Raw genomic sequence first — 23834 nt, forward strand, 5'->3', positions numbered from 1 at the left:
TCGATCCAACACATAATTTCTATTGTTTCGTTCGATAGAGTCGAACAATGGAACTGCGACAACTCGAACACTTCGTGGCGGTCGCAGACCTCGAGCACTTCACCAAAGCCGCAGAGCGACTGCACATTTCCCAATCGGCTCTGAGTTCGTCGGTGCGAGCCCTCGAACGTCAGGTGGGCGCCCAGCTCTTCGAACGCACGACGCGACGCGTCCTGCTGACATCCGCTGGTGCCGTTCTGCTTTCACATGCTCGCCGCATCATCGGCGACGTGGCCGCCGCCCGTGACGATCTCCGAGGCGTGGACAACCTCGAATCAGGATCACTGGCGGTCGCTGCCGTGCAGACGTTCACCGCCGTGGACCTCCCCGCCGTCCTCGAAACGTTCCATCAGGATTACCCGAGGGTGCAGGTCGTGCTGCGCGAGGCAACCACGACGACGTTGCTGGACGCAGTCGAGGATGGCTCGCTGGACTGCGCGTTCGTGGCCTTGGATGCGCAACCGGTGCCCACATCCCTGTTCACACTGCGCACCTACGACGAGCCCCTGACGGCGGTGGTGGGCGCGAGTCACCCGCTCGCCGACCGCCGCCGCGTCGCACTGTCGACGCTCGGCGAGTACCCGTACGTCGATTTCGAGGCGGGCGTCGGACTGCAAACCGTGGTCGACGCGTTGTTCCACGATTCGAAAGTGGAGCGCGACATAGCGTTTCGAGTCAGCGACATGCGTCGTCTCCTCGATCTCGTGGAACGCGGGCTGGGCGTCGCGGTCATACCCGTGGCCATCGCGCAGGAACGACCGACTCTGCAGCAGCTCGACATCGACGTCGTCCCCGCGCCTCGGCGATCGTTGGCGCTGGTAAGTCGTACGCGGCGTCCGGTCAATTCGGCTGCGCGGGTTTTTCTCGACCGTATCGGCATACGCGAGTCAAGAGTAGAAAAATAGTAGGGCGGGTTTGCGTAGCCGTTTCGACGACAGCGACTGGCTTTTTATTTTTTCTGCGCTACAGTCGGCATCAAGACTTCGAGTGGAAAGAAGGTGTGGGCCGTGATCCCCGACGTTGCGCAGGTGGGTTAGCGTTTCGGCGCTTCACCACCTCGCGTGCGATCCGCGCATACTCCGACTGGATCGCCTGCAACGCATATCATTTCGGCCTCGTCCGCTGAACATTTCGGACCATCCTCGTCCGAGGCTGCCCATTTCCGCGTCACTTTTTCAGTTGCAGAGCCAACCTCTCTCGCGACGAAGCATCATTCGCATCGTCGCCCCCAAAAAAACACTGCGCCAGGAGAAAATATGACTGTCATCGACAATGCGCCGATCGGCTCGTCGAATTCGGATGATCTCCGCGACGAATTGACGGTCTTGACCGAGCGGCGAACGGTGCTGTCGCACGACGTCGCAGTACATCGTGCGATGGGAGACCTCGACAACAACGACCCCTACCATCGCGCACTCGAGTCACTGCTCACGGTGGACCGTCGGATGGCCGAGCTGAACGCACTCATCGCCGGCAGCACCACCTGCACGCCGGTAGAGAACGGAACGGCCCACGTCGGTTCCGTCGTCACAGTGCGATTCGGCGACGACGACAACGACGTCGAGACTTTCACTCTCGTGAGTTCCGGCATTCTCGCCGATGCCGGCGTAGGTGATACCTGCTCGTCGACGTCACCATTGGGTGCGGCGTTGGTCGGCAGCAGGGCAGGCGACACACGCACGTACACGCTTCCGACGGGCTCGTCGTGCACGGTGCACGTCGTCGGAATTGCGTGACGTCCCGGTCGTCACCTTTCCGCCGACTATCGCCCTACTGTCCCGAGAAATCATTCCAGCAAACGAGGTGGATGTGACCAGCACATTCGCAGTAAAAACACCGAGGCCGCTCGAACCCGTCGGAAAGTTCTCATTTTCCCTCGCAGACGAGCGTTGGCATTGGTCTCCCGACGTGGCCGCGTTACACGGTTACCCCGCCCAGGAAATGGCACCGACCACCGCAACGGTCCTTTCTCACGTTCACCACGCCGACCGCGGCCACGCTTTCGGTGTCATGGCGAAAATGGCCGAATCCACGACGCCGACTTCTCGGAAGATTCGTATTCTCGACACCCGCGGACATTGTCGACACGTCGTGCTGTTGGGTAGCCGAGCTGCGGGTTCGACAGCGCACGACCTGAAAACCTCCGGTCTTTACATCGACATCACCGAAACATACGACCACGATGTCGAACTGGCCGTCGCGGAGCGTGGTCACAGCGCCGGTACGACGCAGCCGCGCATCGATCGAGCTACCGGAATGTTGATGCTGATCTACGGAATTTCCGCCGACCGAGCGCTGAACCTCTTGATGTGGCGCTCGCACGACACCGGTACCGAAATATCCTTGATTGCAACACGATTGCTCGACGCCGTCGGTGAGTGCGGCATGGCGGAGCCACCGTTGCGCGAGCGCTTCGATCATCTGCTCCTCACCGCACACACCCCGCGTCCATCTCTCATGGACAAACCGACAACAGTTCCAACTATCGAAAGGCCGATCGCGTTGGCTGACCGGATGCCAGGACTATCTCTTCGAAAACCGACGCAGTCACTGAAGGAGAAGCGCGCCGAAAAGCGCGCGAAAGCTCTCGACGATGCCTCGACGACGCGGAAACGTAAGCGTTGAAGTGGCCCGTAATAACTACCTTCGCAAGTTCGGGTCAGAGTAGTGCGCGCCTTGGATGGTTCCCTCGACGAGTACCCGTCGGGAATTATCTGCCGGCTTACTGAGGTAGAACGCTAAACGAGGGCAACAACGCAGACTCGCTGTCCGTGCCGAGTTTTCGATGCTCGCAATCCAATCGAAGGGATGCGTTCATGACCTCATGATCCACCCCGGCCGTTGCGCTGCGCGCACATGCTCATCGACCATGTGCAGGCAGAAGGACGCCCAGAACTCGTACCCGCCCTACACGCGCAGATACGGGCCATGATCGATGTCCTGAACGCATGCCTGACCAGCGCGCCTCGAACCTGAAGTACCCCAGGTTTTGTTCCTATGCGGTTACGAGGGCCGGGGTGGCCGACTCGCTGGGTTGTGAGATGTCGATCAGGGTGGTCTCGTATTCAGCCGGGGGCATGTAACCGAGCGCTTCGTGCAGACGCTGATGGTTGTACCACCACACGTATTCGAGCGTCGCGAACTCGACGTCGTCGACCGTTCGCCACGGTCCACGCCGGCGGATCAGCTCGGTCTTGTAGCTCGCGTTGACGCTTTCGGCGAGGGCGTTGTCGTAGGAGTCGCCAACCGTGCCCACCGACGGTGTGATGCCCAGCTCGATCAAACGATCGGTGTAGGTCACAGACAGGTACTGCGACCCGTGGTCGGAATGATGTGTCAACCCGGATAGATCGGTATTCGCCTGCCACACAGCGTGATCGAATGCAGGGAGGGGCAGGTCTTCGGTGCGCATGGACGACGCCACGTGCCATCCCACGATCTTGCGGGTGCACACGTCCGTGACGAAGGCGACGTATGCGAAACCCTGCCACGTCCGGACGTAGGTGATATCGACCACCCACAATCGATTCGGTTGTGTTGCAACGAAATTACGTTTCACACTGTCCCGCGGCCGCACCCCAGCAGGGTCGGGTCGGGTGGTGAACACCTTCTTCGAGCGTTGCACACCGCGCACCCCGGCGCAGCGCATCAACCGGCGCGTCTGTTCACGGCCGACCCGAACACCCCGGCGGCTCAGCTCTGCGTGCATCTTTTTGACTCCGTACACCGAGTAATTGTTCTCGTGCACGGTCTTCACCAGTGGCACCAGTTCGCCGTCGCGGATTGAACGTGCCGATGCAACACGGCTTTTCGCTGCACGATAGCCTCGCGAGGTAAGGAAGACCACACCCGCCGCCCGCAGAGCGCGACAGATGAACGAGGGTCTCGAAACGATCGCGGTACGCGTCGATGAACGCGATCATCTCGTCGTGGTCCGGTCGAGTTCCGAGGCGAAAAACGCGCTCGCCGATTTCAGTAGCTCGTTCGTTCGCTCGAGTTCGGCGACCCGCTTCTTCAGCCTGCGGATCTCGTTGTGCTCGTCGCTGCTGACCCCCCGCCGTTCACCGGCATCGACCTGGGCCTTGCGTCGCCACCTGCGCAGCGTCTCCTCACCGATCTGCTGCTTCGAGGCGACCCGGCGAATCGCCTCGAACTCCGAGAGCTCGGCGTCGGATTCCAACACCGTCTCCACCATGCGCACTGCTCGCTGCCGGAACTCCGGCGGGTACTGACGTGGCATAGCTCCATCCTCCTACAAAGAACGGAACAAAACCTGGGGTACTTCAAACCTGCCGTCGTGCGATCGGCGAGGATAGGAAGATGTTGATTTCGGTAGGGCACGGCACACTCGATCGGCACGGTCTCACCGAGTTGTTCCGCACCGCTGAACTCGATGCGATCGTCGATATCCGCAGATTCCCCGGCAGTCGCCGAAACCCCGACGTCGCAGCAGATGCCATGGCACAGTGGGTACCTGCGATCGGAATTGCGTACCTGCACGAGCCTCGGCTCGGTGGCCGTCGCCGTCTGCCGGCAGGCGAGCCCGCACAAGACACTTGGTGGCAAGTCCCTCAATTCGCGGCTTACGCTGCGTACACCCGAACACAGGACTTCGCCGACGCGATCGGCGAACTGCTCGAACGCTCGACGGAGAGCGCAGTTGCCATGCTGTGCAGTGAAAGCGTGTGGTGGCGGTGTCATCGCCGCCTGGTCGCCGACGTCGCCACCCTGCAATACGGTGTGACAGTGCATCACCTCGCACACGATGGAAAAATGTCCCTACATCCTGTCGCCGCCGGCGCCCGGCTTCGCGACGACGCAGTGGTGGTATGGGACGGCGACCGATCACCCTGACCTACCGAAGGTATTGAGACACAGTGCAGTAACCCAGTACGGCGTCACCGACCACAGTGGGACAGTGCTCTGCACCGAAGGCATCAGGTAATACCGACAGGTCTTCGTGCATGACCTCGACGCCGCGGGAACCAAGCGCAACGCAAGACGGGCGCCTGGGCCGGAATGGGCGACCGATCGACCGTCAGCCCAGCCTTGATGACGCCACGACACAGACACCGATGGACCACGATCCATTCGACTGAAGAAAGTCGACTTGGCACGATGAGCTGATGACAACCAAGTTGACCATGGACTTCAGGTCTCCGCTGCCCGCGGGGTGGTCGGAACTGGACAGGGTTGTGCAGGAACAGTATTGGGAGATATTCGAGGGTAGATACGGGTTTCGCCCTGGGATCGACTCCGAGACGTGGCCAGCAATCATAGAACCGTCTCCATCGATAACCTTCGACGTAAGCGCCGACCCCATCCGCACGAAGTCGTCCGCCGCTGCCCGAGTAGACGCGGTCAACGCCGAAGCCCTGCGGTGCTTCGTCACCGAATTCGCTGACGACCCCACCTTCGTGGTCCTCGACTGGCAACACAGGTGCTACCGCTTCGACGCGAACGCCCACGCCGCCGCAATGGAGCACGCAGAGTGGCGCGTGCCCGTCTACCCGAACGGCGATTACTACATCTTCGGCCGAGACAACTTCAGCGAGGGCACGTTCGGCCACCCTTGGGAACAAACCTTGTGCGTGTACGGACCCCGAATGGTCGCCACGCTCGGACGCACACTCGCCACCTGGCTCCCCACACTCCGTACCAACGGCCACCCGATCGACTGACGTCGACTGGCTCTCGCGCCGGTCCCGTGGGCGTGGCCGACGCAGCGTTACCCGGCCCGCCGATCCATCGCAGATCAGTGCAGACACCGTTTCCAGGACGATGCCGCATACTCGACCAGAACGCGGACCTCTGTCAGAACCCTCGAGGTCAGCTCGGAGAGAAACCCTGAGTGTCCAGCGAAATCCACAACGATGCGAAGCCGACGTAGATCAGCGTGAACCCGATCAGAAAACTAGCTACCACCGCACGTCCCCGTCGGGATCGCCACAACACCAACGCCCCTACGCTGTACATGATCGCCGGCGGGACCAACCATGTCAGCCAGTAGGCGATAGGCGGGCCAGGTGCAATCGAGGCCCGATCCTTCACGGGCACAGCGAAGATCGGCAATAGATCAGGTGCATTACGAACTGCCCACGTTGCGCCGAACCACCCCAGGACACACCCCATCAGCACGCCCAGAAATGGAAGAAACGCAGTGAGCGCACCGGACTCGCTTCGGTCGTCGTCGTTCAACGGCGTTCGGTGGCTTCGAAAGTCATGGACCAAGCTTCTCATCTTTCGAACGGACCGCGCTGCCGCGTGCGCCCCTGACCTCAACTGGCACATAGACTGACGCGACGATCGAAAGAGGGCGAACTATGCGAAGTCTGTGGGAGCAGCTGCGGAGCGACAGCCTGATCTGGCGGTTCCCGCTTTTCGACGGCGCAGGCCAGCCCATGGGCAATCCCGAGTTCGATCCGCCCGAGGCATGGATGCGTGCGCTCGACGCCGTCGGGCGCGACTTGCAGTGCCTTCGGGCGGGGCGTGAGGTGACGATGCGTCATCTGACGTGGGAGTTCGAGATCGATCCCGACTATCACGTGTCCATTGGCTGGGATGGCAACGACGATATCGGCGGCTTCGGTCGCGGCGCGGGAATGTCGATGGACGCGTCCTACGCCGATGCCGCCGCATGGGTGGCGGAAGTTGTGCAAGACAAACTCGCTGGATACCAATTCGTACAATGGCCGAGCCGAGGGCGGTATCTGTTAAGGCCACGGGCCGACGAGACCGGTGCACGATGGGTCGACCCGCATGATGGGAGCGTCGTCGCCGATATCGGATCCCTCTGCAGACACCGATAGAGCAAGGGCCGGTGTCCTCTCGTAGCGTTCGAACGTGTTCGACGCATGGAGCGCGAGATGGGTACCCAACTGGCTTCGACGACTTCACCGCGACCCACCTCGACGGCCAGTGGTACGAGCTCATGGCTGTGTGGCACGACCGATCTTTCAACCGCCGATCGACGACCGCACACATTGCCCTCGACGCGAACGGTCAGGACAAAAGCGACGCGACGTCGAGTTCGACTGTCCTGCCGCCCCTTTCGATTCCGCGCACACCGAGCCCGGCAATCCAAATGCGGCCTTCCTCATCGACAGTGACATCGGGCCTGGACGTCTCGATCGGCCGAACGGACAACACCGCGAATGTGACTGGATTCAGTACGACGAACAACCATCGCCCGTCTTCTCTCGGCGGGAGCTGATCACCGTCGTCGACGGGCCACCACCCGTGATGTCCATAACCGCTCGGGCGGTGCTGAACAATCCATACATGGTTACCTATCCGCCCGCCCGACAGAAATCGCTGCGCGAGTAACGTCTCGCCCGACCGAGCGTCAATGACGCCGTGGTAGGTGAACACTCGAATGCCGGCGACTGTTCGAACCACGAATAACGCTACGGGGCTCTCGATTTCATGACCTGGACGGTAATAGCCGCTTCGGTCGATCTCGGAAACCTCGACAGTGCGGCGGGGACGTCCCAGCGTCAGCAGCAGGAAACCTGTATCGGTCGGAGCGCAATCGATGACAGGGCGCAGACCGCCGCTAGGCGTCGAAACATTCTGTTGCTCACCACTACTGCTGATGATGACTACGTGGTCTTCGGTGACGACCAGCAACGAACCTTGTCGGGCGGTCGCGAATCGGACGGGACCCAAATCGAACCGGACAACGGACACAACGCCGTCAACAATGTTGCACCGCAACACGTCCGATCTACCGGCGACCCAGCATCCTGAATAGTCAGCGAACACCCGTCGTGGTCGGGGATCCGCGAGCGCGCTCACCACACCCGCAGGCAGCACGTACTCAGTCGCTGCCGCAGCACCGATCGGATCGACAACACGCACTAAGACCGGCAACTCCCCGTCCAGGAGCCACAGCGTCGATCCAGCGGCGCTGACGGCCGACGGTACGACGCGAGGCCGGATCGGCGCCGGCGGGACGTTGTCGAGGTCGAGGTCGATCACCACTCCCATGTGGTGCCGCCTGCTGTCGCCTGGTTCAGGATCCCGGTCGCCGGGGACGTTGTCGAACCACCGCGGCGACGTCTCGATATCCTCCAACTCGAGCGTATCGGCCGTGCAGTGAATCCAACCCTGATCACCGTAGACCAGCGTGCCGAACACGTTGCGAACCCGCGTCACCAGACCGCGCACAGGTTCAGTCCGGCCGGCATGATCGACGAAGAAGCTCCCATTTTCGGCGATCTGCCCGACAACCGGGCGATCTGCCCGCCATGCTGCCGACCATCCGTCGCCCCGAAGTACGGTCTCCCACTGCAAGTGACCATCGGGGTGGCGCAACGGTTCGCGGTCCAACGTGGGGTGCGCGACGGCTCGAATCGACCCGAGTCTCGGATCGGTGACGGGTTCTGCGCAACGAAAGAACTCGAGGCTGATCGCCAACGGCTCCCCCACCGCGGGCGGCCGGACTGATCCGTCCTCGATTAGCCACCCGTCGACCATCACGGTCAACACACGCACAGTCATCGGCCTGGATTCGCTTGTAGGACATCGTCGACCGTGTGGCCGATCCAGCGTTCGTACTGATCCGCGGGCGCCAGCTTCGGAAAGAATTCCCGTCGCAGATCGGCAATGATCTTTGGGTAGTCGTAGTCCTGACTCTGCAACAACACTCGCCCTGGGACATCGACCCGTGCTTGTACTTGGGCCACGGTGTGGAGAACGTTGAACACTGCCGGTAGTGGCTCGCTCCCGCTTGCGTCTGTCAGAGCGTTCACCGAGGCCAAAGCAAGCGTCGGGACCTGTTCGCCGTTGTCCGACGTTTCCCACAGATGGATGCGTGCGTCGTCGTGGAAGGCGTCCCACACTTTGGTGCTGTGCCGGTCGTCGAACGGGACTGGAAGCGGAGAGCCGTTGTCGAACGCCTCGAGGCCCCCGCGGATCCAATCGATGTCCGCGACACCGGCGATCGTGTAGGCCCGTCGCGCCGCCCATGCAGCGATCGTGCGGAGTTTCGGTGCCCGGGCACGTGCGAGTGCGTCGACGAGCATTCTGTCGTGAAACGCGAATCGTTTAGAGTAGTAGATGCGCTGCAGTTTTTCGGTGGGAGGGCGCCCACCCCAGTCGATGGCTTCCTGCTTGGCCCAGATGGCCATCTGCTCGTACCCGTACTTGATGTAGAGGGTTGCGTCCCCGGCGGGATCGGGGTCCCACCAGTTTCTGACCTTGTGGACGATGATGTCGTCGTTCCAGGCAGTGTCGGTCTTGTGGAGTCGACGCATCGCGGCGGTTTTGGCGGCTCTCCAGGTCTGAACGAGGTACGACTCCGTTGGGTCGGTGACGGTCAGGTCCCAATTCGCATCTCGCCCGCGTCCGCTGACTCGAAAAGTGTTGATTCCTCTTACAACTGACAGCACCGGAAAGTCCTCAGCGACCTCGCCGCCCATGGTGAGGACTCGGAACGGTTTGCTTACCTTGATCGTGGCTTCTTCGATGACTTCCCACTCGCCGCTGGTGCTGGGGTCGCCGGGATCGGTTTCAAGTAGCTCGACCATCACCGATACCGGGCCGTAGGCGACCCCGGTCATGACAGTCACGAAGTTCGGCCCGACTTCGATGACGCTGCCGGTCGCAGTCGGTTCGTAGGTCTCTGCGGACTGCGATCCCACAACGAACTGGTGATGGTCAGCATGGACAGTTCCGGTGTACGTCACGAAATCGGTCCCGGCAGCGGATTTGTTCCAGCAGTCCGCCGGTTGCTGCCGAGGAAAGACCAGGACTCACCGCACGTCTTCATGACCGAAGCTTACGAGATGACCAACGGCGACATCGGGTCCATAAGTTTCCGCAGTCCCTTTTGATTAGGTTGCGTGGACGTCAGTGGGAACAACACCCGTCGACATGCAATCCCTGGCGTTGTCAGCCTCCGGATCGCGCTGCGTGCACGCGCAGACGAGCTCGTCGGGCGGACCGTGCGCTGCGTGGCAATAGCCCTTCCAGTCGGCGGCCTGGTTGCCACCGCGGCCGGGGTCGGGACAGCATGGCTCTACGACTTCACCACCCGCGTGTCGACGACGATTCCGGTCGTCCTTGCGGTGCTGCTGGTTCTCGCCGCCACATTCGCTTTGGCGCGACTGTGGGCGCGGCGTGTATCGGCCACCTGACTTCGCCGACAAGGGGCGAGCGCACCTCACTCCTCCAGGCTTTGACAAATTTACCCTTCGATTGTGCGGTTTCAAGGGTCGAAAGCGCACAATTGGAGGGTAGATTTCGCTAACTTCCTATAGACCACGTCCAGTGTCCGGTCACAGCTCAGGATCGGCTGCGAATCGAGCCAGCTCGGTGCTCACCACCTCCGGAAGGCCGTTGTTCTGAGTCTGCGCCGCCGTCAGCACGTCGAGGTGGTTGTACCCCTGCACGACGATTCGCGTGTCGTTCGGATGGCCCGACGGAGGCAGATCGATTCCGCCGCTTCCCTGCAGCGTGAGGATCGGGCTACGGTCCGCTCCGTCTCGGTGTATCCGATGTCCACTGATCGCGGTGGCGCCCGATTGAGCCAGATCGAACGTCAACGCAGTCGGGAAATACCACTCCGTGAAGTCCAGCGGCGGCTCCGCGAGACTGCGAGCCAGCTGAGTGATGGATGTGACCTCACTGGTGGAATCGGTGTAGCGCGCGGTCTGCTCCGAGCCGTCGAGCGCGTCGTAATCGTTCCAGGTGTACACGACGTCAGGATCGCCGAACACCGCCGGTGCAGCTTTGCGCGCATCGCCGAGCGCACTACCGATCACCGGAAGTGACTCCATGCCGGGCAGAGTGGGAAACGACTTGTCCACGACGGGCTGTGCGCCGATGAAGCCGACGCTTGCCTGGAGAAAGCCGAAAGGCTGGGAATTGTCGTCGAGCAGTGCGCCGAGCACGGCGTCGTTGGTGGCGTTCAGGGTTCGCACCGACGGGCTGCCCGTCGCAGCCGTCGCGGTGTCCTTCGACAGCAGAACCCGCAGTGTCGCATCGATGTTCGTGTTGCGCGGCAGAACGTCAACGAGATCGTTCACGCCGTCGGGATCGATGCTGGCTGCGACGCCCGCCATCGCAAGGAGATTTGTGGTCTCGGGGTTGATGACGGCCGGTAGTCGCAGCACCGGCAGTGCACCGTCGACACGGGCCGCGAGGTCGGCGATCGGATCGGCCACTGCGCGAGGCACTTCCAGATCCGGAATGCCTCTCAGCAGGGGTGGCGTTCCCGCTTTCACGATGGTGTCGAGCGCGAAATAGCCGGCGCACTGGTTGAATCCGGCGTCGTCGAGTGTGCCGGGATTGCCGTCGAAATCCCACTCGGCGAAGTAGCCCGTCACGAAACCGCCGAGCGAGTGTCCGCCGCACAGCATCTTCTGTTTGCGCATGGCCGGATCCGGCATCTCGATGCGCATCACGTCGTACTGATCCCGCAGCGTCTGTTCGAGTCCCTGGCGCGCGAGCCACGCCGTCGCGTCGCCGTCGACGAAACCGCCGAATCGTCGACCGTCCACCTCGGCGCCGCCGTAGTAGTAGTCCGACGCGACCGTCAGATCTCTCGCTGCCAGCGCCGCCTGCGTACCGGTGTGGTCCTCCATGCAATTGGACCGTCGATCCAATGCCCAGAACTCGATATGGGATCCCGCCGCGGCGGCAGCGGACACGGTGTTACGGGCAACGGACTCGAAGGCACCGGCACCCTCGTAGATTCCCGGTTGCGCGACCAGAATGCGGTCTGCCGCGGTCGATTCCGTCGGGCCATCGACCGACCGCCACCGCAGATAGGAGAGGTAGTCGCATTCCGGAGGACGTCGGAGCGCGTCGGGCGGTAGTGGGGCAAGCACCGACACGACGGATCCGACGACGTCGGTGACCGGCGACGACGATTCGATCTGCTCCTCGCTTCGCGAGACGACAGGTTGCGCGACCGCCGGAATGCCTGCCAGTAGCAACACGACCATTACCCCGAAAACCGTCGACATCGTTCGCACGCGTTGGTCCCCCCCGGATTCACTCACCGCTGTTCGACGAGGAGACTCTAGAACGAGGGACCGACATCCGTGCGCGATACGGTGGTACTCATGACGCGAACTTTGGTGCTCATGCGACACGGCAAGTCCGCCTACCCCGACGGGGTGGAAGATTTCGACCGCCCCCTCGCCGAGCGTGGCGAGCGCGAAGCGGGACTGGCAGGCCAGTGGATCACCGAGCACTTCGGCGCCGTCGACGCCGTGTTGTGCTCGACGGCAACGCGCACCCGCGAAACACTCGCCGCAACGAAGATCGACGCACCCGTGACCTACGAGGAGCGCATCTACGGGGCGTCGCCGGAGGAGATCATCGACGAGGTCGCACTGACCGACGACTCCGTCTCGACACTGCTCGTCGTCGGCCATGCGCCCGGAATACCGTTCACCGCACTGGAATTGGGCGAAGCCACCGGCTCCGAGGCAGCCATCGAGATCGGCCGCAAATTTCCGACGTCGGCGATCGCTGTTCTCACCTTCGACACGTCATGGTCGGAGATCGGACGCGGCACCGGCGCGCTGACGCACTTCCACGTGCCGCGCTAGCTCAGCTCTTCAGTTTCGCGCCGACGAACCCGACGACGCCGAGTGCGATGAGCAGCAGAAGGGCGGTTCCGAAACCTGCGAGCCACCACACGAGCGCGAAGATTACCAATGCGGGTGCAGCGGCGATCAACGCAATGCCGGGGCTTTCGCGCACCGTCTCGAGTGCGGACTGAGCATGAACGCGGTCGAGCTTCTTGCCTGCCATGTCGAGCACCTCTCCTGCGTCGGATATGTCCTAGTTCTCCACAGTAGCGCGCATCGTCTGGGTGCCGATGACCCTGAGCAGGTCGAACTTCTCGCGGGCATCGGTCCCCGGAAGGGGCGAGTAGACGATGAGATGCTGGCCTTCCTTCTGCGTCGCGAGCGTCTCGCAGTGCACCGCGACGACTCCGACGTCCGCGTGTACGAACCGTTTGATCGCGGACGCCTTGAACGCCACCCGGTGCTCGCTCCAGACCGACTCGAACTCCTCGCTCTCGGCACGTAGACGGGACACGAGTGTCGTCGCCTCGGGATCACCGGCTCGGCGCGCTGCGACGGCTCGCAGATCCGCAACCTGCTTGTGCGCCATGCGATCCCAGTCGTCCTCGACGAATCCGCGTCGTGCGTTCGGATCCATGAAGAACCGCCACACCACGTACCTGTCCATGCCGGTGTACTCGGGCACGCCGCCGGACAAGGCGTCGAACATCGTGTTGTAGGCCAGGATCTCGCCGAGATCGGTGACGACGAACGCCGGGGTGTCGTCGAGCTTGGTCAGCAGATGCATCAAACCGGGGCCGACGTGTTTGTCCGCACCGATCCGCGTCGGAGGCGCCTGCCCGGCCAGAATGTACAGGTGGTCGCGCTCGTCGTCGTCGAAACGCAGCGCACGCGCCAGCGAGCTCAGGATCTGCGTCGACGGATGCGGACCTCTCCCCTGCTCGAGGCGCGTGTAGTAGTCGGTGGACATCCCGGCCAGCAAGGCCACTTCGTCGCGTCGCAACCCCGGTGTTCGACGCCTCACGCCGGGCGCGACACCGACGTCGGCGGGAGTCAGGAGTTCACGGCGTCGGCGAAGGAAGTCTGCGAGCTGGTCTCGTTCCACGTCGTTCAGTGTGCTCTTCTCCGGCGCGCCCAGCCAGGGATCGGCAGTCCCACGACAAGCGCATCGACAAGGCCGCGCCTGCCGACGCCGTCGCGGGCGACCGATACGCCGAGGCCCAGATGGCTCAGCTCGACAGCGAGGCCTGAACCAGATCCATCAACGCGGCATCGGCGTCGAACAGGGCTTCTCGGTCGTAGGTCGACGTCGATGCCAGAATCTCGTCGGCGCCGGTTCGATCGCTCAACCGATCGAGCTGTGCCACAACCATTTCCGGCGTTCCGTGAACGCCGGTGGCAATGGACTTCTCGACGCGATCGCGCACACGCGTCGGAGCCGCGTCGAGATCGATGTTCGACGCCGGTGTCAGCGGCGGGAATTCGCCCGTCCGTCGCGATTGCGCCATCGCCCATGCCTCGGGGAGCACCAACTCTCGCGCTCTCGACGCCGTCTCGGCGACGGTGATGTCGAGCGACACGATCACCGTCGGCGCAGGGTTGCGCTCGGTGGGACGGAACCGACATCGGTAGTCGTCGATCGCGGAACCGTCGCCGTACAGGATCGGGCCGCCGACGACGACGGGAAGTCCCGCCTCCGCCGCGACGGCCAACCCCTGCCCCGTCGCGAGCACGTAGACCGGCGGCGACGGCACCGCAGGCCGCACCGTGACCGGGCCGGTGCTGTCCAGGTAACTACGGAGTTCGGCGAGGTCGTCGATGAACGTGTCCGCTGCTACCGTGCGCAAAGCCCTGCGCACCGGCTCGGTGAATCCCACCGAACGGCCGACCCCGGCGTCGACCCGGCCCGGGTAGAGCGCTTCGAGCATCGCGAACTGCTCGGCCACGACGAACGGCTGATGGTTCGGGAGCATGACGCCGCCCGACCCGATCCGGATGCTCGACGTCCTGGCACCAATCGCCGCCAACAGCACCGGCGGTGCGCCACTCGCGATCCCGGGGACCCCGTGATGCTCGGCTACCCAGAATCGGTGGTAGCCGAGCTTCTCCGCGTTGACGGCACGGTCGATGGTCGCGTGAAGCGCCGTCGCGTCGGACGAGCCGTCACGGGTTCGGGAGCGATCGAGAAGCGACAGAAGCACGTCAGAGGCAACGAGTTACGCGTCGCGCATATTTCTGGAGGTCAAGCGGGCAGACCCTCACGATCCTCGACGATTGCCGCATCCAACGAGGCCAGAGACCGTTCGAGAAACTCGGTCGGGACGGCAGGCATGCCCCCGATCTGGTCGCGGACGAACGACGGCGTGTCGGTCCAGTCGTAGGTCAACGTGACCCGGGTGCCGTCACCGTCCTCGGCGAGGTCGTAGCGCCACCACCACCCGCCGGCCTCGAGCACCCCGTCGTCGTTCACTGTCGTCGGCAACCACCCGATAGCGCGGTTCGGTTGGAAGACCGTCACGAGATTGTGAATGACGTAGTGGCCCCCTGCCTGCTCGATGTACATGTTCATGGGGAAGACCTGGCCGGGGCCTGTGATCGGGGTCGGTTCGATGGCGTCGCGCACCCAATCCGTCGGTTCGGTGCGGTGGTGGTTCGACGGGTCGGCCAGAAAGGCGAACACGGTCGACGGGGGCGCGGAGACGGTGCGGCTGACGGACAGGCGTTCCGGGTCGTTGATGTCGTGCATTTCTCGTTCCTTCTCGTAGGCGTCGTCGCAGGTTCCGACCCGGCGCGAGCGAAAAATTCATCGCCCCGCACACAGAGGACCGAAGCTGTCCGCGATTCGGGTCACACTGAGACCCGTCAACCGATCGAGACCGAGGAGAGACATCGTGGACATTCGCATCGAACTCATCATGATCCCCGTGACCGACGTGGACCGGGCCAAGAAGTTCTACACCAGCATCGGGTTCGTCGCCGACTACGACGAGCGCCCGACCGACGACATTCGCTACGTGCAACTGACCCCGCCCGGTTCGGCGTGTTCGATCGCCATCGGCGAGAACATCACGAAAGCTGCACCCGGCAGCGTCGAGGGCATGCAGGTCGTCGTCGATAGCGCGCAAGAGGCTTACGACCACCTCACGGCCGCCGGGTTGGAGATCGATCCCGTCGTCGACCAGGGCTGGGGGAAGTTCGTGTACTTCTCCGATCCCGACGGCAACAAGTGGGCGGTGCAGGAGCTACCGAAGGGCTAGTCCGCACGACCTGCGCTCGACCAGCGGAAACCAGCATTTTCCCGACATACGGTCGCTTTTTGGCAACCGGATAGGGAAGAATGTCCGGCGGGTCGGGGTCGAGTGCAGGGGACGAAACACGTGAAACGCAGGCAACTGCTTCAACTGGCAGCAGCGGGACTGGTCGGAATGGCCGCACCGCCGCTGGTATCGGCGTCCCGGGCCGGCGCGATCCCCATCGGCGTCGGCTCGATCCGCAACCTCGTTCCGGAGTTGTTCGCCGATCCCCCTCGACCGCCGGATCACTCGTCCGTCATCGTCGTCGGCTCCGGTTTCGGCGCCAGTGCCGCTGCCCTGAGGCTCGCTCAGGCCGGGCGTCGGGTCACCGTCCTCGAACGCGGCCTGCGCTGGCCACGTGACCCGTGGCGCGACATCTTCACTGCCGACATGACAGCCGACGGCCGTGGTCTGTGGCGTCAGGGATCGTTCACCAACATCACGGGCATGCCCGTGGGGCCCGTCGACCGCTTCGGCGGTGTGCTCGACACGACGCGCTTCGAGAACCTCTCGGTGTGGCGTGGTGCGGCCGTCGGCGGTGGATCCATCGTCTACACCGGCGTCACCATCGCGCCCGACAAGCGCTTCTTCGACATGTCCTTCGGCGGGCGCCTCTCGTACGACGAGATGGCCGCCACGTGGTACCCGAAGGCGCGCTCGATGCTGCTGCCGTCGACCATGCCTGCCGACATCTACAACAGTCCCAACTTCTCGCATTCTCGTACGTGGGACGACCATGCCCGACGCGCCGGCTATTCACCCGAGCCCGTCGACGGCAACTGGAATTGGAACGTCCTCCGCGACGAGATGTCCGGCCGGTCGCGTCCGTCGGCGACCATCGGGGCGAGCACCTTCGGCAACAGCAACGGCGCCAAGCACGACCTGACCCAGAACTACATCCCGCAAGCCGAGGGCACCGGCAACGCACTCATCGCGCACAGCCACGAGGTGGCCGCCATCGGCACCGAATCGGGTGGCCGCTACCGCGTCGAGGTGCGACGCCTCGACCCCGAGGGCAACGTCGTCGAAACCCGAACGCTCACATGCGATTCGCTCGTCCTCGGCGCAGGATCGATCGGCACGACGGAACTGCTGCTGCGCGCCCAGGCGACGGGCGCACTCGGCAACCTGAACGAGTTCGTCGGCCGCGGTTTCGGCACCAACGGCGACGCGTCGATGACCCGCTCGCTCGGCCCCGCGAATGGCGGACCGCAGGGTGCGCCGTGTGCGTCGCGCATCGTCGACGAGTCGGGACTTCCGTTGACCGTCGAGAACTGGTACGTCCCCGGCGTTCCCTGGGACCTCGGATTCCTCGGCTCACTCGGCATGACTATCGATCCCCTGCGCGCGAACTTCTCCTACAACGCCGCGACCGACTCGATGTCGCTGTCCTGGCCGAAGGGCGGTAGCCGCGACACCGTCGAAGCCCTACGCGCAGTACAGAATCGGATGGCAGCAGCCGGCGGAACCGTCGTCTCGGCCGAACCGTTCACCCGCGACGTCGACGACACCTTCACCGCCCATCCGCTCGGCGGGGCGGTGCTCGGTGACGTCACCGACTCGTACGGCAGGGTCAAGGGCCACGACGGCGTCTACGTCGTCGACGGCGCCCTGATCCCCGGCAGCACGGGTGCGGCCAACCCGTCGCTCACCATCACCGCGTTGGCGGAGCGCAACGTCGCTCGCATCATCGCCGATGGGCGCTGACGCGTCCGTGCGTGGATAGTTGCATCGGGGTCCAACTCTCCACGCACGGGTGCGTCAGCGCAGGTCGATCTCGGGGCTGCCGTCCGGAACGGTGACCGTCGCAGCCGTGCGGACGGCGTTGCCGGGTGTGGAGACCGCGTCGAGAACCCGTACCTCCGAACGCCATTCGCTCGGCGTCAACGAGGCACGCAGGTAGCCGCGTCGCGCATTGCCGAACTTCACGTGGGGTGAGCCGTGTGCAATGGCGGCGCCTGTCGTGTCGACGTCGGCACCGTCCTTGCCCGACGCGATCGACGTCGTCGCGATCTCGACGCCCACCACCGGCGACACCTGATCCTGGTAGTCGCGTCGAAGCTCCGACACGATCGTGCGGTGGATGTCGCCGACGATCGACGCCACGTTGTTCGTTCCGCGGTCGCGTGCACCATCGAGAATGCGGTGGCGCGACGCCTCGTACCCGCTCCAGGGATCCATTCCTACCTTGCGGTCGGCGTCGAGTCCGCGTGCGAGATCCGAGATGACAGTCTGGTGCGCAAGGAAATTCCACTTCGACGGCGAGGAGAAGCCGTCGAGAATCCACTGCTCCTGCTCGGCGCCCGTGATGGTGCGCGACGGGTCCGCGGTCTCGGCGTTCTGCGCGTGCTCGCCGTCGCCGTTGGCCTGATCGCTGCGGTACTGGCGGGTGTCGAGGACGGAGAAGTCGACCAGATCGCCGAACGAGAAGCGCCGGTACACCTTCATGTCGGGGCCTGAAGGTCTCAGATTTGCGCGGACGGGCATGTTCTCCCACCACGCCTTGAAGGCATCGGCTCTTCGGAGGAGAAATTGTTTTGGATCGTCGTCGTCCTGACTGATCTGCGACGCCCAGTTGTTGTCGACCTCGTGATCGTCGAACGTCGTCACGAACGGCGCCGACGCGTGCGCCGCGGCCAAATTCTCGTCGGCCTTGTACATGGCATAGCGGTCGCGATAGTCGTTGAGCACCATGGTTTCTCGTGCGGCGGAGTCGGGCCGCGCTTTACCTGCGCGCGCTCCCTCGTCCTTGATCGCGTACTCGTAGATGTAGTCACCGAGGAAGAACACGACATCGAGATTCGACGACGCCACATCCTTGTACGCGTCGAAGAATCCGTCTTCCCACTTCTGGCACGACGCCCACGCGAAGTCGAGACGGCCGAGCGACTGACCCGGTGCCGGAGCAGTTTTCGTGCGACCCACGGTGCTGGCATGTGCACCGACGAGGAAACGGTAGAAGTATTCGCGGGCCGGCTCCAGTCCCTCCACGTCGACGTGGACCGACCAGCCGTCGAATTTCGTAGCCAGCTCGACACCTTGGGTGACGATGCGCCCGAACTTCTCGTCGGCAGCGATCTGCCACTGCACCGGAACGACCCCCGGGTTCATTCCACCCAGCGGCGCGAAGGGATCCGTCGCGAGCCGAGTCCACAGGACCACCGAGTCGGGCAACGGGTCACCGGACGCAACACCCAGTCGAAACGGAAAGTCCGGCGGGACAACCGATTGCGCGTTCGCGGCGGGGATTCCAGTCAGCTCAGGAGTGAACGCCAGCGCACCGACCAGTGCGCTCCACGTCAGAAACTGTCGCCGCGTCGAACCCCCGCGTAGGGAGATGTCACGGCCGATGGATACGTCGTTTCCTCGTCTCACCATCGTTCGAGGCTCTCGGACGCCGGTCAACAGGACCCGTCATCGAGGGGACGTGCACATGAACCGATCACGAAGGGCCGTAGTTGTCCGCAATCGACGGCATGCTGTGTTCCATGACCACACCGGACCGCTCAGGATCACAGATCGACCATCTCAACGTCGGCGTCTCCGACCTTTCCGCGAGCGCCGCCTTCTACGGCGCAGCCCTCGCACCCCTCGGCATCACCGAGATCATGCGGGTTCCCGCGGGCACCGACCAGCTCCCCATGATCGCCTTCGGATGGGCGGACCGAAAACCGTTCTTCTGGATCGTCGACGCCCCAGGTGCGCAGATCGGTCCGCACACCCATCTTGCGTTCACCGCTGCCGACCACGACACCGTCGACGCCTTCCACGTCGCCGCTTTAGCGGCCGGTGCCGTCGAACTGCGACCGCCCGGCCTGCAGCCCGAGTACCACGCGTCGTACTACGGCGCGTTCGTCCGGGATCTCAACGGTATCGACCTCGAAGCGGTCTGCCACCGATAACGCGAAAAGCCCCGCATCTCACAGGATGCGGGGCTCTCGTCGTGAGTGCGAATGTACAGCGGGCTATACATTCGCACTCACGTGCGCCGAAGGCGCCTACCGGTATTCGTTGGAGAAACCGTAGTCGTCGAGCGGCACTGCGGCACCGGTGTTCTGGCCGAAGCCGTCCGGGCTGTAGTACTGATCGTCGTACGACGGCACCGCGTATGCCGCGGCACGTGCCTCTTCGGTCGGCTGCACCTGGATGTTGCGGTACCGGTTGATACCGGTTCCGGCCGGGATGAGCTTACCGATGATGACGTTCTCCTTGAGGCCGATGAGCTTGTCGCTGCGGGTGTTGATGGCCGCATCGGTGAGCACACGAGTGGTCTCCTGGAAGGACGCTGCCGACAGCCACGAATCCGTTGCCAGCGACGCCTTGGTGATACCCATCAGGACCGGACGTCCGGCTGCGGGCTCGCCGCCCTCGGACACGACCCGACGGTTCGACGCCTCGAACTCGCTGCGCTCGGTCAGAGAACCGGGCAGGAACTCGGTGGAGCCGGAGTCGATGATCGTGACGCGACGGAGCATCTGGCGCACGATCGTCTCGATGTGCTTGTCGTGAATCGACACACCCTGCGACCGGTACACCTCCTGGACCTCGTTCACCAGGTGAATCTGAACCTGGCGAGGACCCATCACGCGCAGAACCTCGTGCGGATCGGCAGCACCTTCCATGAGCTGCTGGCCGACCTCGACGTGGTCACCGTCCGCCAGCAGGCGCTCGGTGCCGTCGTCGTGCTTGAAGACGCGCAGACGCTGACGCTTCGAGAGCTTGTCGTAGACAACCTCTTCGCCGCCGTCGTCCGGAATGATGGTGATCTTGTAGAAACGATCGCCGTCCTCGAGCTGGATGCGTCCCGACACGTCCGCGATGGGAGCCTTGCCCTTCGGCACACGTGCCTCGAACAGCTCCTGCACGCGAGGCAGACCACCGGTGATGTCGTCTCCGGCGACACCACCCTGGTGGAAGGTACGCATGGTCAGCTGGGTACCGGGCTCACCGATGGACTGTGCGGCGACGATACCGACGGCCTCACCGATGTCGACGAGCTTGCCGGTCGCCATGCTGCGTCCGTAGCACGTGGCGCAGACGCCGGTGCCGGTGGTGCAGGTGAGCACCGAACGGACCTTGACCGTCGTGACGCCTGCCTCGAGCAGAGCATCGATGGCTGGGTCACCCAGGTCGTGTCCACGAGCGACGATGACGTTTCCGTTGTCGTCGGTCGCGTCGGCGGCCAGCGTACGAGCGTAGGTGCTGGTCTCGACGTGAGCGTCACGGATCATCGTGCCGTCGGCGAGCTTCTCGGCGATGGTCGTGGTGATGCCGCGCTCGGTGCCACAGTCGACCTCGCGAACGATGACGTCCTGCGACACGTCGACGAGACGACGCGTCAGGTAGCCCGAGTCGGCGGTACGAAGCGCCGTGTCGGCCAGACCCTTACGAGCACCGTGCGTGTTGATGAAGTACTCGAGGACCGTCAGGCCTTCCTTGAAGGAAGACTTGATCGGACGCGGGATGAACTCACCCTTCGGGTTGGTCACCAGACCCTTCATGCCGGCGAGCGAACGAACCTGAGTCATGTTTCCGGCTGCGCCGGACTTCACGATCATCGGGATCGGGTTGTCGTCGGGGAAGTGCGCCTCCATGGCCTTACCGACCTGCTCGGTCGCGTCCTGCCAGATCTTGACCAGAGCCGAGTTGCGCTCGGCGTGGTCGAGAGCACCACGCTGGTACTTCTTCTCGATCTGGTCGGCCTGGGCCTCGAACGACTCCATGATCTGCGGCTTCTCCGGCGGCACGAGCACGTCGGAGATCGAGATGGTGACGCCCGAACGCGTGGCCCAGTAGAAGCCTGCGTCCTTGAGCTTGTCGACGGTCTGCGCGACGACGATCATCGGGTAGCGCTCGGCGAGATCGTTGATGATCGTGGCCTGACGCTTCTTCGGCATCTGCTCGTTGACGAACGGGTAGTCCGCCGGAAGCAGCTCGTTGAAGATGACGCGTCCGAGGGTGGTCTCGGCGGTCCAGCCGTCGCCACGGTTCCAGCCGTTCGGGAACAGCTCGGCCTCGATGTCGCGCGGCGGACGCTGCTGCGTCAGCCGAACCTTGATCTGCGACTGCACGGTCAGCACGCCACGATCGACGGCCATCTGTGCCTCGGCCGGGCTCGAGTACGTACCGAACTCGGCGGCGTCGGCGCTGGCGTCGACGTGCTCGCCCTTGGCGCCCGGATCGAGGCGCGTCAGGTGGAACAGACCGGTGACCATGTCCAGACGCGGCATGGCGAGCGGACGGCCCGATGCAGGCGACAGGATGTTGTTCGACGACAGCATCAGCACGCGTGCCTCGGCCTGAGCCTCGGCGGACAGCGGCAGGTGCACGGCCATCTGGTCACCGTCGAAGTCGGCGTTGAACGCCTCACAGACGAGCGGGTGCAGCTGGATGGCCTTGCCCTCGACGAGCTGCGGCTCGAACGCCTGGATGCCCAACCGGTGCAGCGTAGGTGCACGGTTCAGCAGCACGGGGTGCTCGCCGATGACCTCTTCGAGGACGTCCCACACCTGGGGACGCTGACGCTCGACCATGCGCTTGGCCGACTTGATGTTCTGCGCGTGGTTCAGATCGACCAGACGCTTCATCACGAACGGCTTGAACAGCTCGAGAGCCATCAGCTTCGGCAGACCACACTGGTGCAGCTTCAGCTGAGGACCGACGACGATGACCGAACGGCCCGAGTAGTCGACGCGCTTACCGAGCAGGTTCTGACGGAAACGACCCTGCTTGCCCTTGAGCAAGTCGGACAGCGACTTCAGCGGGCGGTTACCCGGTCCGGTGACCGGACGTCCACGACGGCCGTTGTCGAACAGGGCGTCGACCGACTCCTGCAGCATCCGCTTCTCGTTGTTGACGATGATCTCGGGAGCACCGAGGTCGATCAGTCGCTTGAGGCGGTTGTTGCGGTTGATGACGCGGCGGTACAGGTCGTTGAGGTCGGACGTCGCGAAACGCCCACCGTCGAGCTGCACCATCGGACGAAGCTCCGGCGGGATGACCGGGACGGCGTCGAGGACCATGCCCATCGGCGAGTTACGGCCGGCCTGGAACGCTGCGACGACCTTCAGACGCTTCAGTGCGCGAAGCTTCTTCTGGCCCTTGCCGCTGCGGATGGTCTCGCGCAGGATCTCGGCTTCGGCGTCGACGTCGAAGGTCTCCATGAGCTTCTGGATCGACTCGGCACCCATGGCGCCGGTGAAGTACTCGCCGTAGCGGTCGGTGAGCTCGCGGTAGATGAGCTCGTCGACGATGAGCTGCTTCGGAGCCAGCTTGGTGAAGGTGTTCCAGATCTCCTCGAGACGATCCAGTTCACGCTGCGCACGATCGCGGAGCTGACGCATCTCGCGCTCGCCGCCGTCCTTGACCTTGCGGCGGACATCGGACTTCGCGCCCTCTGCCTCGAGCTCGGCGATGTCGGCTTCGAGCTTCTGCGCGCGAGCCTCGAGATCGGCGTCGCGCTGATCGGCGACAGCCTTCTTCTCGACCTCCATCTCGGCCTCGAGCGTCGAGAGCTCGTTGTGGCGGAGCTCGTCGTCGACCGAGGTGATGACGTAGGCAGCGAAGTAGATGATCTTTTCCAGATCCTTCGGAGCCAGGTCGAGCAGGTAACCGAGGCGCGACGGGACGCCCTTGAAGTACCAGATGTGCGTGACGGGTGCAGCCAGTTCGATGTGGCCCATGCGCTCACGACGCACCTTGGCGCGAGTGACCTCGACGCCGCAGCGCTCACAGATGATGCCCTTGAAGCGGACGCGCTTGTACTTGCCGCAGTAGCACTCCCAGTCCCGGGTGGGGCCGAAGATCTTCTCGCAGAAGAGGCCGTCCTTCTCGGGCTTGAGCGTGCGGTAGTTGATGGTCTCCGGCTTCTTGACCTCGCCGTAGGACCAGTTACGGATGTCGTCCGCCGTGGCCAAGCCAATGCGGAGTTCATCGAAGAAGTTGACGTCGAGCACGT

The 23834-nt window shown here is 63.6% G+C and carries 21 protein-coding genes and 1 pseudogene; 12 read left to right on the plus strand and 10 right to left on the minus strand.

The window, feature by feature from the left end; all coding sequences use genetic code 11:
• Window positions 1–47: 47 nt before the first annotated feature.
• From RhoFasB10_RS02110 to RhoFasB10_RS02120, 3 genes are all read left to right on the plus strand, one after another.
• On the plus strand, window positions 48–944 hold the full coding sequence (locus RhoFasB10_RS02110) for a LysR substrate-binding domain-containing protein (RefSeq protein WP_167674902.1): 897 nt from the start codon (window positions 48–50) through the stop codon (window positions 942–944).
• A 351-nt stretch (window positions 945–1295) separates the two neighbouring features.
• Window positions 1296–1775, plus strand: a complete 480-nt coding sequence (locus RhoFasB10_RS02115) for a GreA/GreB family elongation factor (RefSeq protein WP_167674904.1) — start codon at window positions 1296–1298, stop codon at window positions 1773–1775.
• On the plus strand, window positions 1768–2664 hold the full coding sequence (locus RhoFasB10_RS02120; protein WP_167674906.1) for an ANTAR domain-containing protein: 897 nt from the start codon (window positions 1768–1770) through the stop codon (window positions 2662–2664). The genes RhoFasB10_RS02115 and RhoFasB10_RS02120 overlap by 8 nt, the downstream gene beginning before the upstream one ends.
• 370 nt (window positions 2665–3034) lie before the next feature.
• Here RhoFasB10_RS02120 and RhoFasB10_RS02125 read toward each other — a convergent pair.
• Window positions 3035–4279: pseudogene (locus RhoFasB10_RS02125) on the minus strand (IS3 family transposase).
• An 80-nt stretch (window positions 4280–4359) separates the two neighbouring features.
• On the opposite strand from RhoFasB10_RS02125, the gene RhoFasB10_RS02130 reads away from it, so the two are divergent.
• From RhoFasB10_RS02130 to RhoFasB10_RS02140, 3 genes are all read left to right on the plus strand, one after another.
• Window positions 4360–4893: a DUF488 domain-containing protein gene (locus tag RhoFasB10_RS02130; RefSeq protein WP_068427747.1), complete on the plus strand. Its 534-nt coding sequence runs from the start codon at window positions 4360–4362 to the stop codon at window positions 4891–4893.
• A gap of 272 nt (window positions 4894–5165) precedes the next feature.
• On the plus strand, window positions 5166–5720 hold the full coding sequence (locus RhoFasB10_RS02135) for a DUF2716 domain-containing protein (RefSeq protein WP_068427745.1): 555 nt from the start codon (window positions 5166–5168) through the stop codon (window positions 5718–5720).
• Window positions 5721–6362: 642 nt separating this feature from the next.
• Entirely contained in the window at window positions 6363–6848 is a 486-nt protein-coding gene (locus RhoFasB10_RS02140) for a hypothetical protein (RefSeq protein ID WP_068427741.1), read from the plus strand.
• Window positions 6849–7041: 193 nt separating this feature from the next.
• On the opposite strand, the gene RhoFasB10_RS02145 is transcribed toward RhoFasB10_RS02140, so the two are convergent.
• On the minus strand, window positions 7042–8541 hold the full coding sequence (locus RhoFasB10_RS02145) for a hypothetical protein (RefSeq protein ID WP_167674908.1): 1500 nt from the start codon (window positions 8539–8541) through the stop codon (window positions 7042–7044).
• Window positions 8538–9728: a transposase gene (locus RhoFasB10_RS02150; protein WP_167674910.1), complete on the minus strand. Its 1191-nt coding sequence runs from the start codon at window positions 9726–9728 to the stop codon at window positions 8538–8540. Before RhoFasB10_RS02150 ends, RhoFasB10_RS02145 begins: the two co-directional genes overlap by 4 nt.
• A 267-nt stretch (window positions 9729–9995) precedes the next feature.
• Here RhoFasB10_RS02150 and RhoFasB10_RS02155 point away from each other — a divergent pair, with 267 nt between their 5' ends.
• Complete coding sequence (locus RhoFasB10_RS02155) at window positions 9996–10178, plus strand: hypothetical protein (protein ID WP_157105364.1); 183 nt, start codon at window positions 9996–9998, stop codon at window positions 10176–10178.
• Between the two features lie 141 nt (window positions 10179–10319).
• On the opposite strand, the gene RhoFasB10_RS02160 is transcribed toward RhoFasB10_RS02155, so the two are convergent.
• Window positions 10320–11990 carry a hypothetical protein gene (locus RhoFasB10_RS02160; RefSeq protein WP_167674911.1) on the minus strand — a complete coding sequence of 557 codons (1671 nt, stop codon included), beginning with the start codon at window positions 11988–11990 and terminating at the stop codon, window positions 10320–10322.
• Between the two features lie 120 nt (window positions 11991–12110).
• On the opposite strand from RhoFasB10_RS02160, the gene RhoFasB10_RS02165 reads away from it, so the two are divergent.
• Window positions 12111–12602 (plus strand): histidine phosphatase family protein, encoded by a 492-nt coding sequence (locus RhoFasB10_RS02165; RefSeq protein WP_068428990.1) that lies wholly within the window; start codon window positions 12111–12113, stop codon window positions 12600–12602.
• Window position 12603: 1 nt separating this feature from the next.
• Here the strand turns inward: RhoFasB10_RS02165 and RhoFasB10_RS02170 are convergent, their stop codons facing one another.
• Together RhoFasB10_RS02170 and RhoFasB10_RS02175 are read right to left on the minus strand one after the other, a co-directional pair.
• Entirely contained in the window at window positions 12604–12807 is a 204-nt protein-coding gene (locus RhoFasB10_RS02170) for a hypothetical protein (RefSeq protein WP_068428988.1), read from the minus strand.
• A gap of 30 nt (window positions 12808–12837) precedes the next feature.
• Window positions 12838–13689: a helix-turn-helix transcriptional regulator gene (locus RhoFasB10_RS02175; RefSeq protein ID WP_068427732.1), complete on the minus strand. Its 852-nt coding sequence runs from the start codon at window positions 13687–13689 to the stop codon at window positions 12838–12840.
• Between the two features lie 8 nt (window positions 13690–13697).
• Here RhoFasB10_RS02175 and RhoFasB10_RS02180 point away from each other — a divergent pair, with 8 nt between their 5' ends.
• On the plus strand, window positions 13698–13835 hold the full coding sequence (locus RhoFasB10_RS02180; protein ID WP_157105363.1) for a hypothetical protein: 138 nt from the start codon (window positions 13698–13700) through the stop codon (window positions 13833–13835).
• On the opposite strand, the gene RhoFasB10_RS02185 is transcribed toward RhoFasB10_RS02180, so the two are convergent.
• Complete coding sequence (locus RhoFasB10_RS02185; RefSeq protein ID WP_068427730.1) at window positions 13814–14785, minus strand: MsnO8 family LLM class oxidoreductase; 972 nt, start codon at window positions 14783–14785, stop codon at window positions 13814–13816. The genes RhoFasB10_RS02180 and RhoFasB10_RS02185 overlap by 22 nt on opposite strands.
• A gap of 41 nt (window positions 14786–14826) precedes the next feature.
• Window positions 14827–15330 (minus strand): SRPBCC family protein, encoded by a 504-nt coding sequence (locus tag RhoFasB10_RS02190; protein ID WP_114328256.1) that lies wholly within the window; start codon window positions 15328–15330, stop codon window positions 14827–14829.
• A 145-nt stretch (window positions 15331–15475) separates the two neighbouring features.
• On the opposite strand from RhoFasB10_RS02190, the gene RhoFasB10_RS02195 reads away from it, so the two are divergent.
• Together RhoFasB10_RS02195 and RhoFasB10_RS02200 are read left to right on the plus strand one after the other, a co-directional pair.
• Entirely contained in the window at window positions 15476–15841 is a 366-nt protein-coding gene (locus RhoFasB10_RS02195; RefSeq protein WP_174551441.1) for a VOC family protein, read from the plus strand.
• A 168-nt stretch (window positions 15842–16009) separates the two neighbouring features.
• The gene (locus tag RhoFasB10_RS02200) at window positions 16010–17584 is read left to right on the plus strand and encodes a GMC oxidoreductase (protein WP_206030431.1); all 1575 of its coding nucleotides are present in this window, start codon (window positions 16010–16012) and stop codon (window positions 17582–17584) included.
• Window positions 17585–17638: 54 nt separating this feature from the next.
• Here RhoFasB10_RS02200 and RhoFasB10_RS02205 read toward each other — a convergent pair whose 3' ends face one another.
• On the minus strand, window positions 17639–19255 hold the full coding sequence (locus RhoFasB10_RS02205; protein WP_068427726.1) for an alkaline phosphatase D family protein: 1617 nt from the start codon (window positions 19253–19255) through the stop codon (window positions 17639–17641).
• Window positions 19256–19365: 110 nt separating this feature from the next.
• On the opposite strand from RhoFasB10_RS02205, the gene RhoFasB10_RS02210 reads away from it, so the two are divergent.
• The gene (locus RhoFasB10_RS02210; protein ID WP_068427724.1) at window positions 19366–19779 is read left to right on the plus strand and encodes a VOC family protein; all 414 of its coding nucleotides are present in this window, start codon (window positions 19366–19368) and stop codon (window positions 19777–19779) included.
• Between the two features lie 96 nt (window positions 19780–19875).
• Here RhoFasB10_RS02210 and RhoFasB10_RS02215 read toward each other — a convergent pair whose 3' ends face one another.
• A complete protein-coding gene (locus RhoFasB10_RS02215; protein ID WP_068427722.1) occupies window positions 19876–23832 on the minus strand; it encodes a DNA-directed RNA polymerase subunit beta' in 3957 nt (1318 codons plus the stop codon).
• Window positions 23833–23834 lie beyond the last annotated feature (2 nt).

It is taken from the genome of Rhodococcus sp. B10, assembly GCF_011770055.1.
GTDB classification, from domain to species: Bacteria; Actinomycetota; Actinomycetes; order Mycobacteriales; family Mycobacteriaceae; genus Rhodococcoides; species Rhodococcoides kyotonensis_B.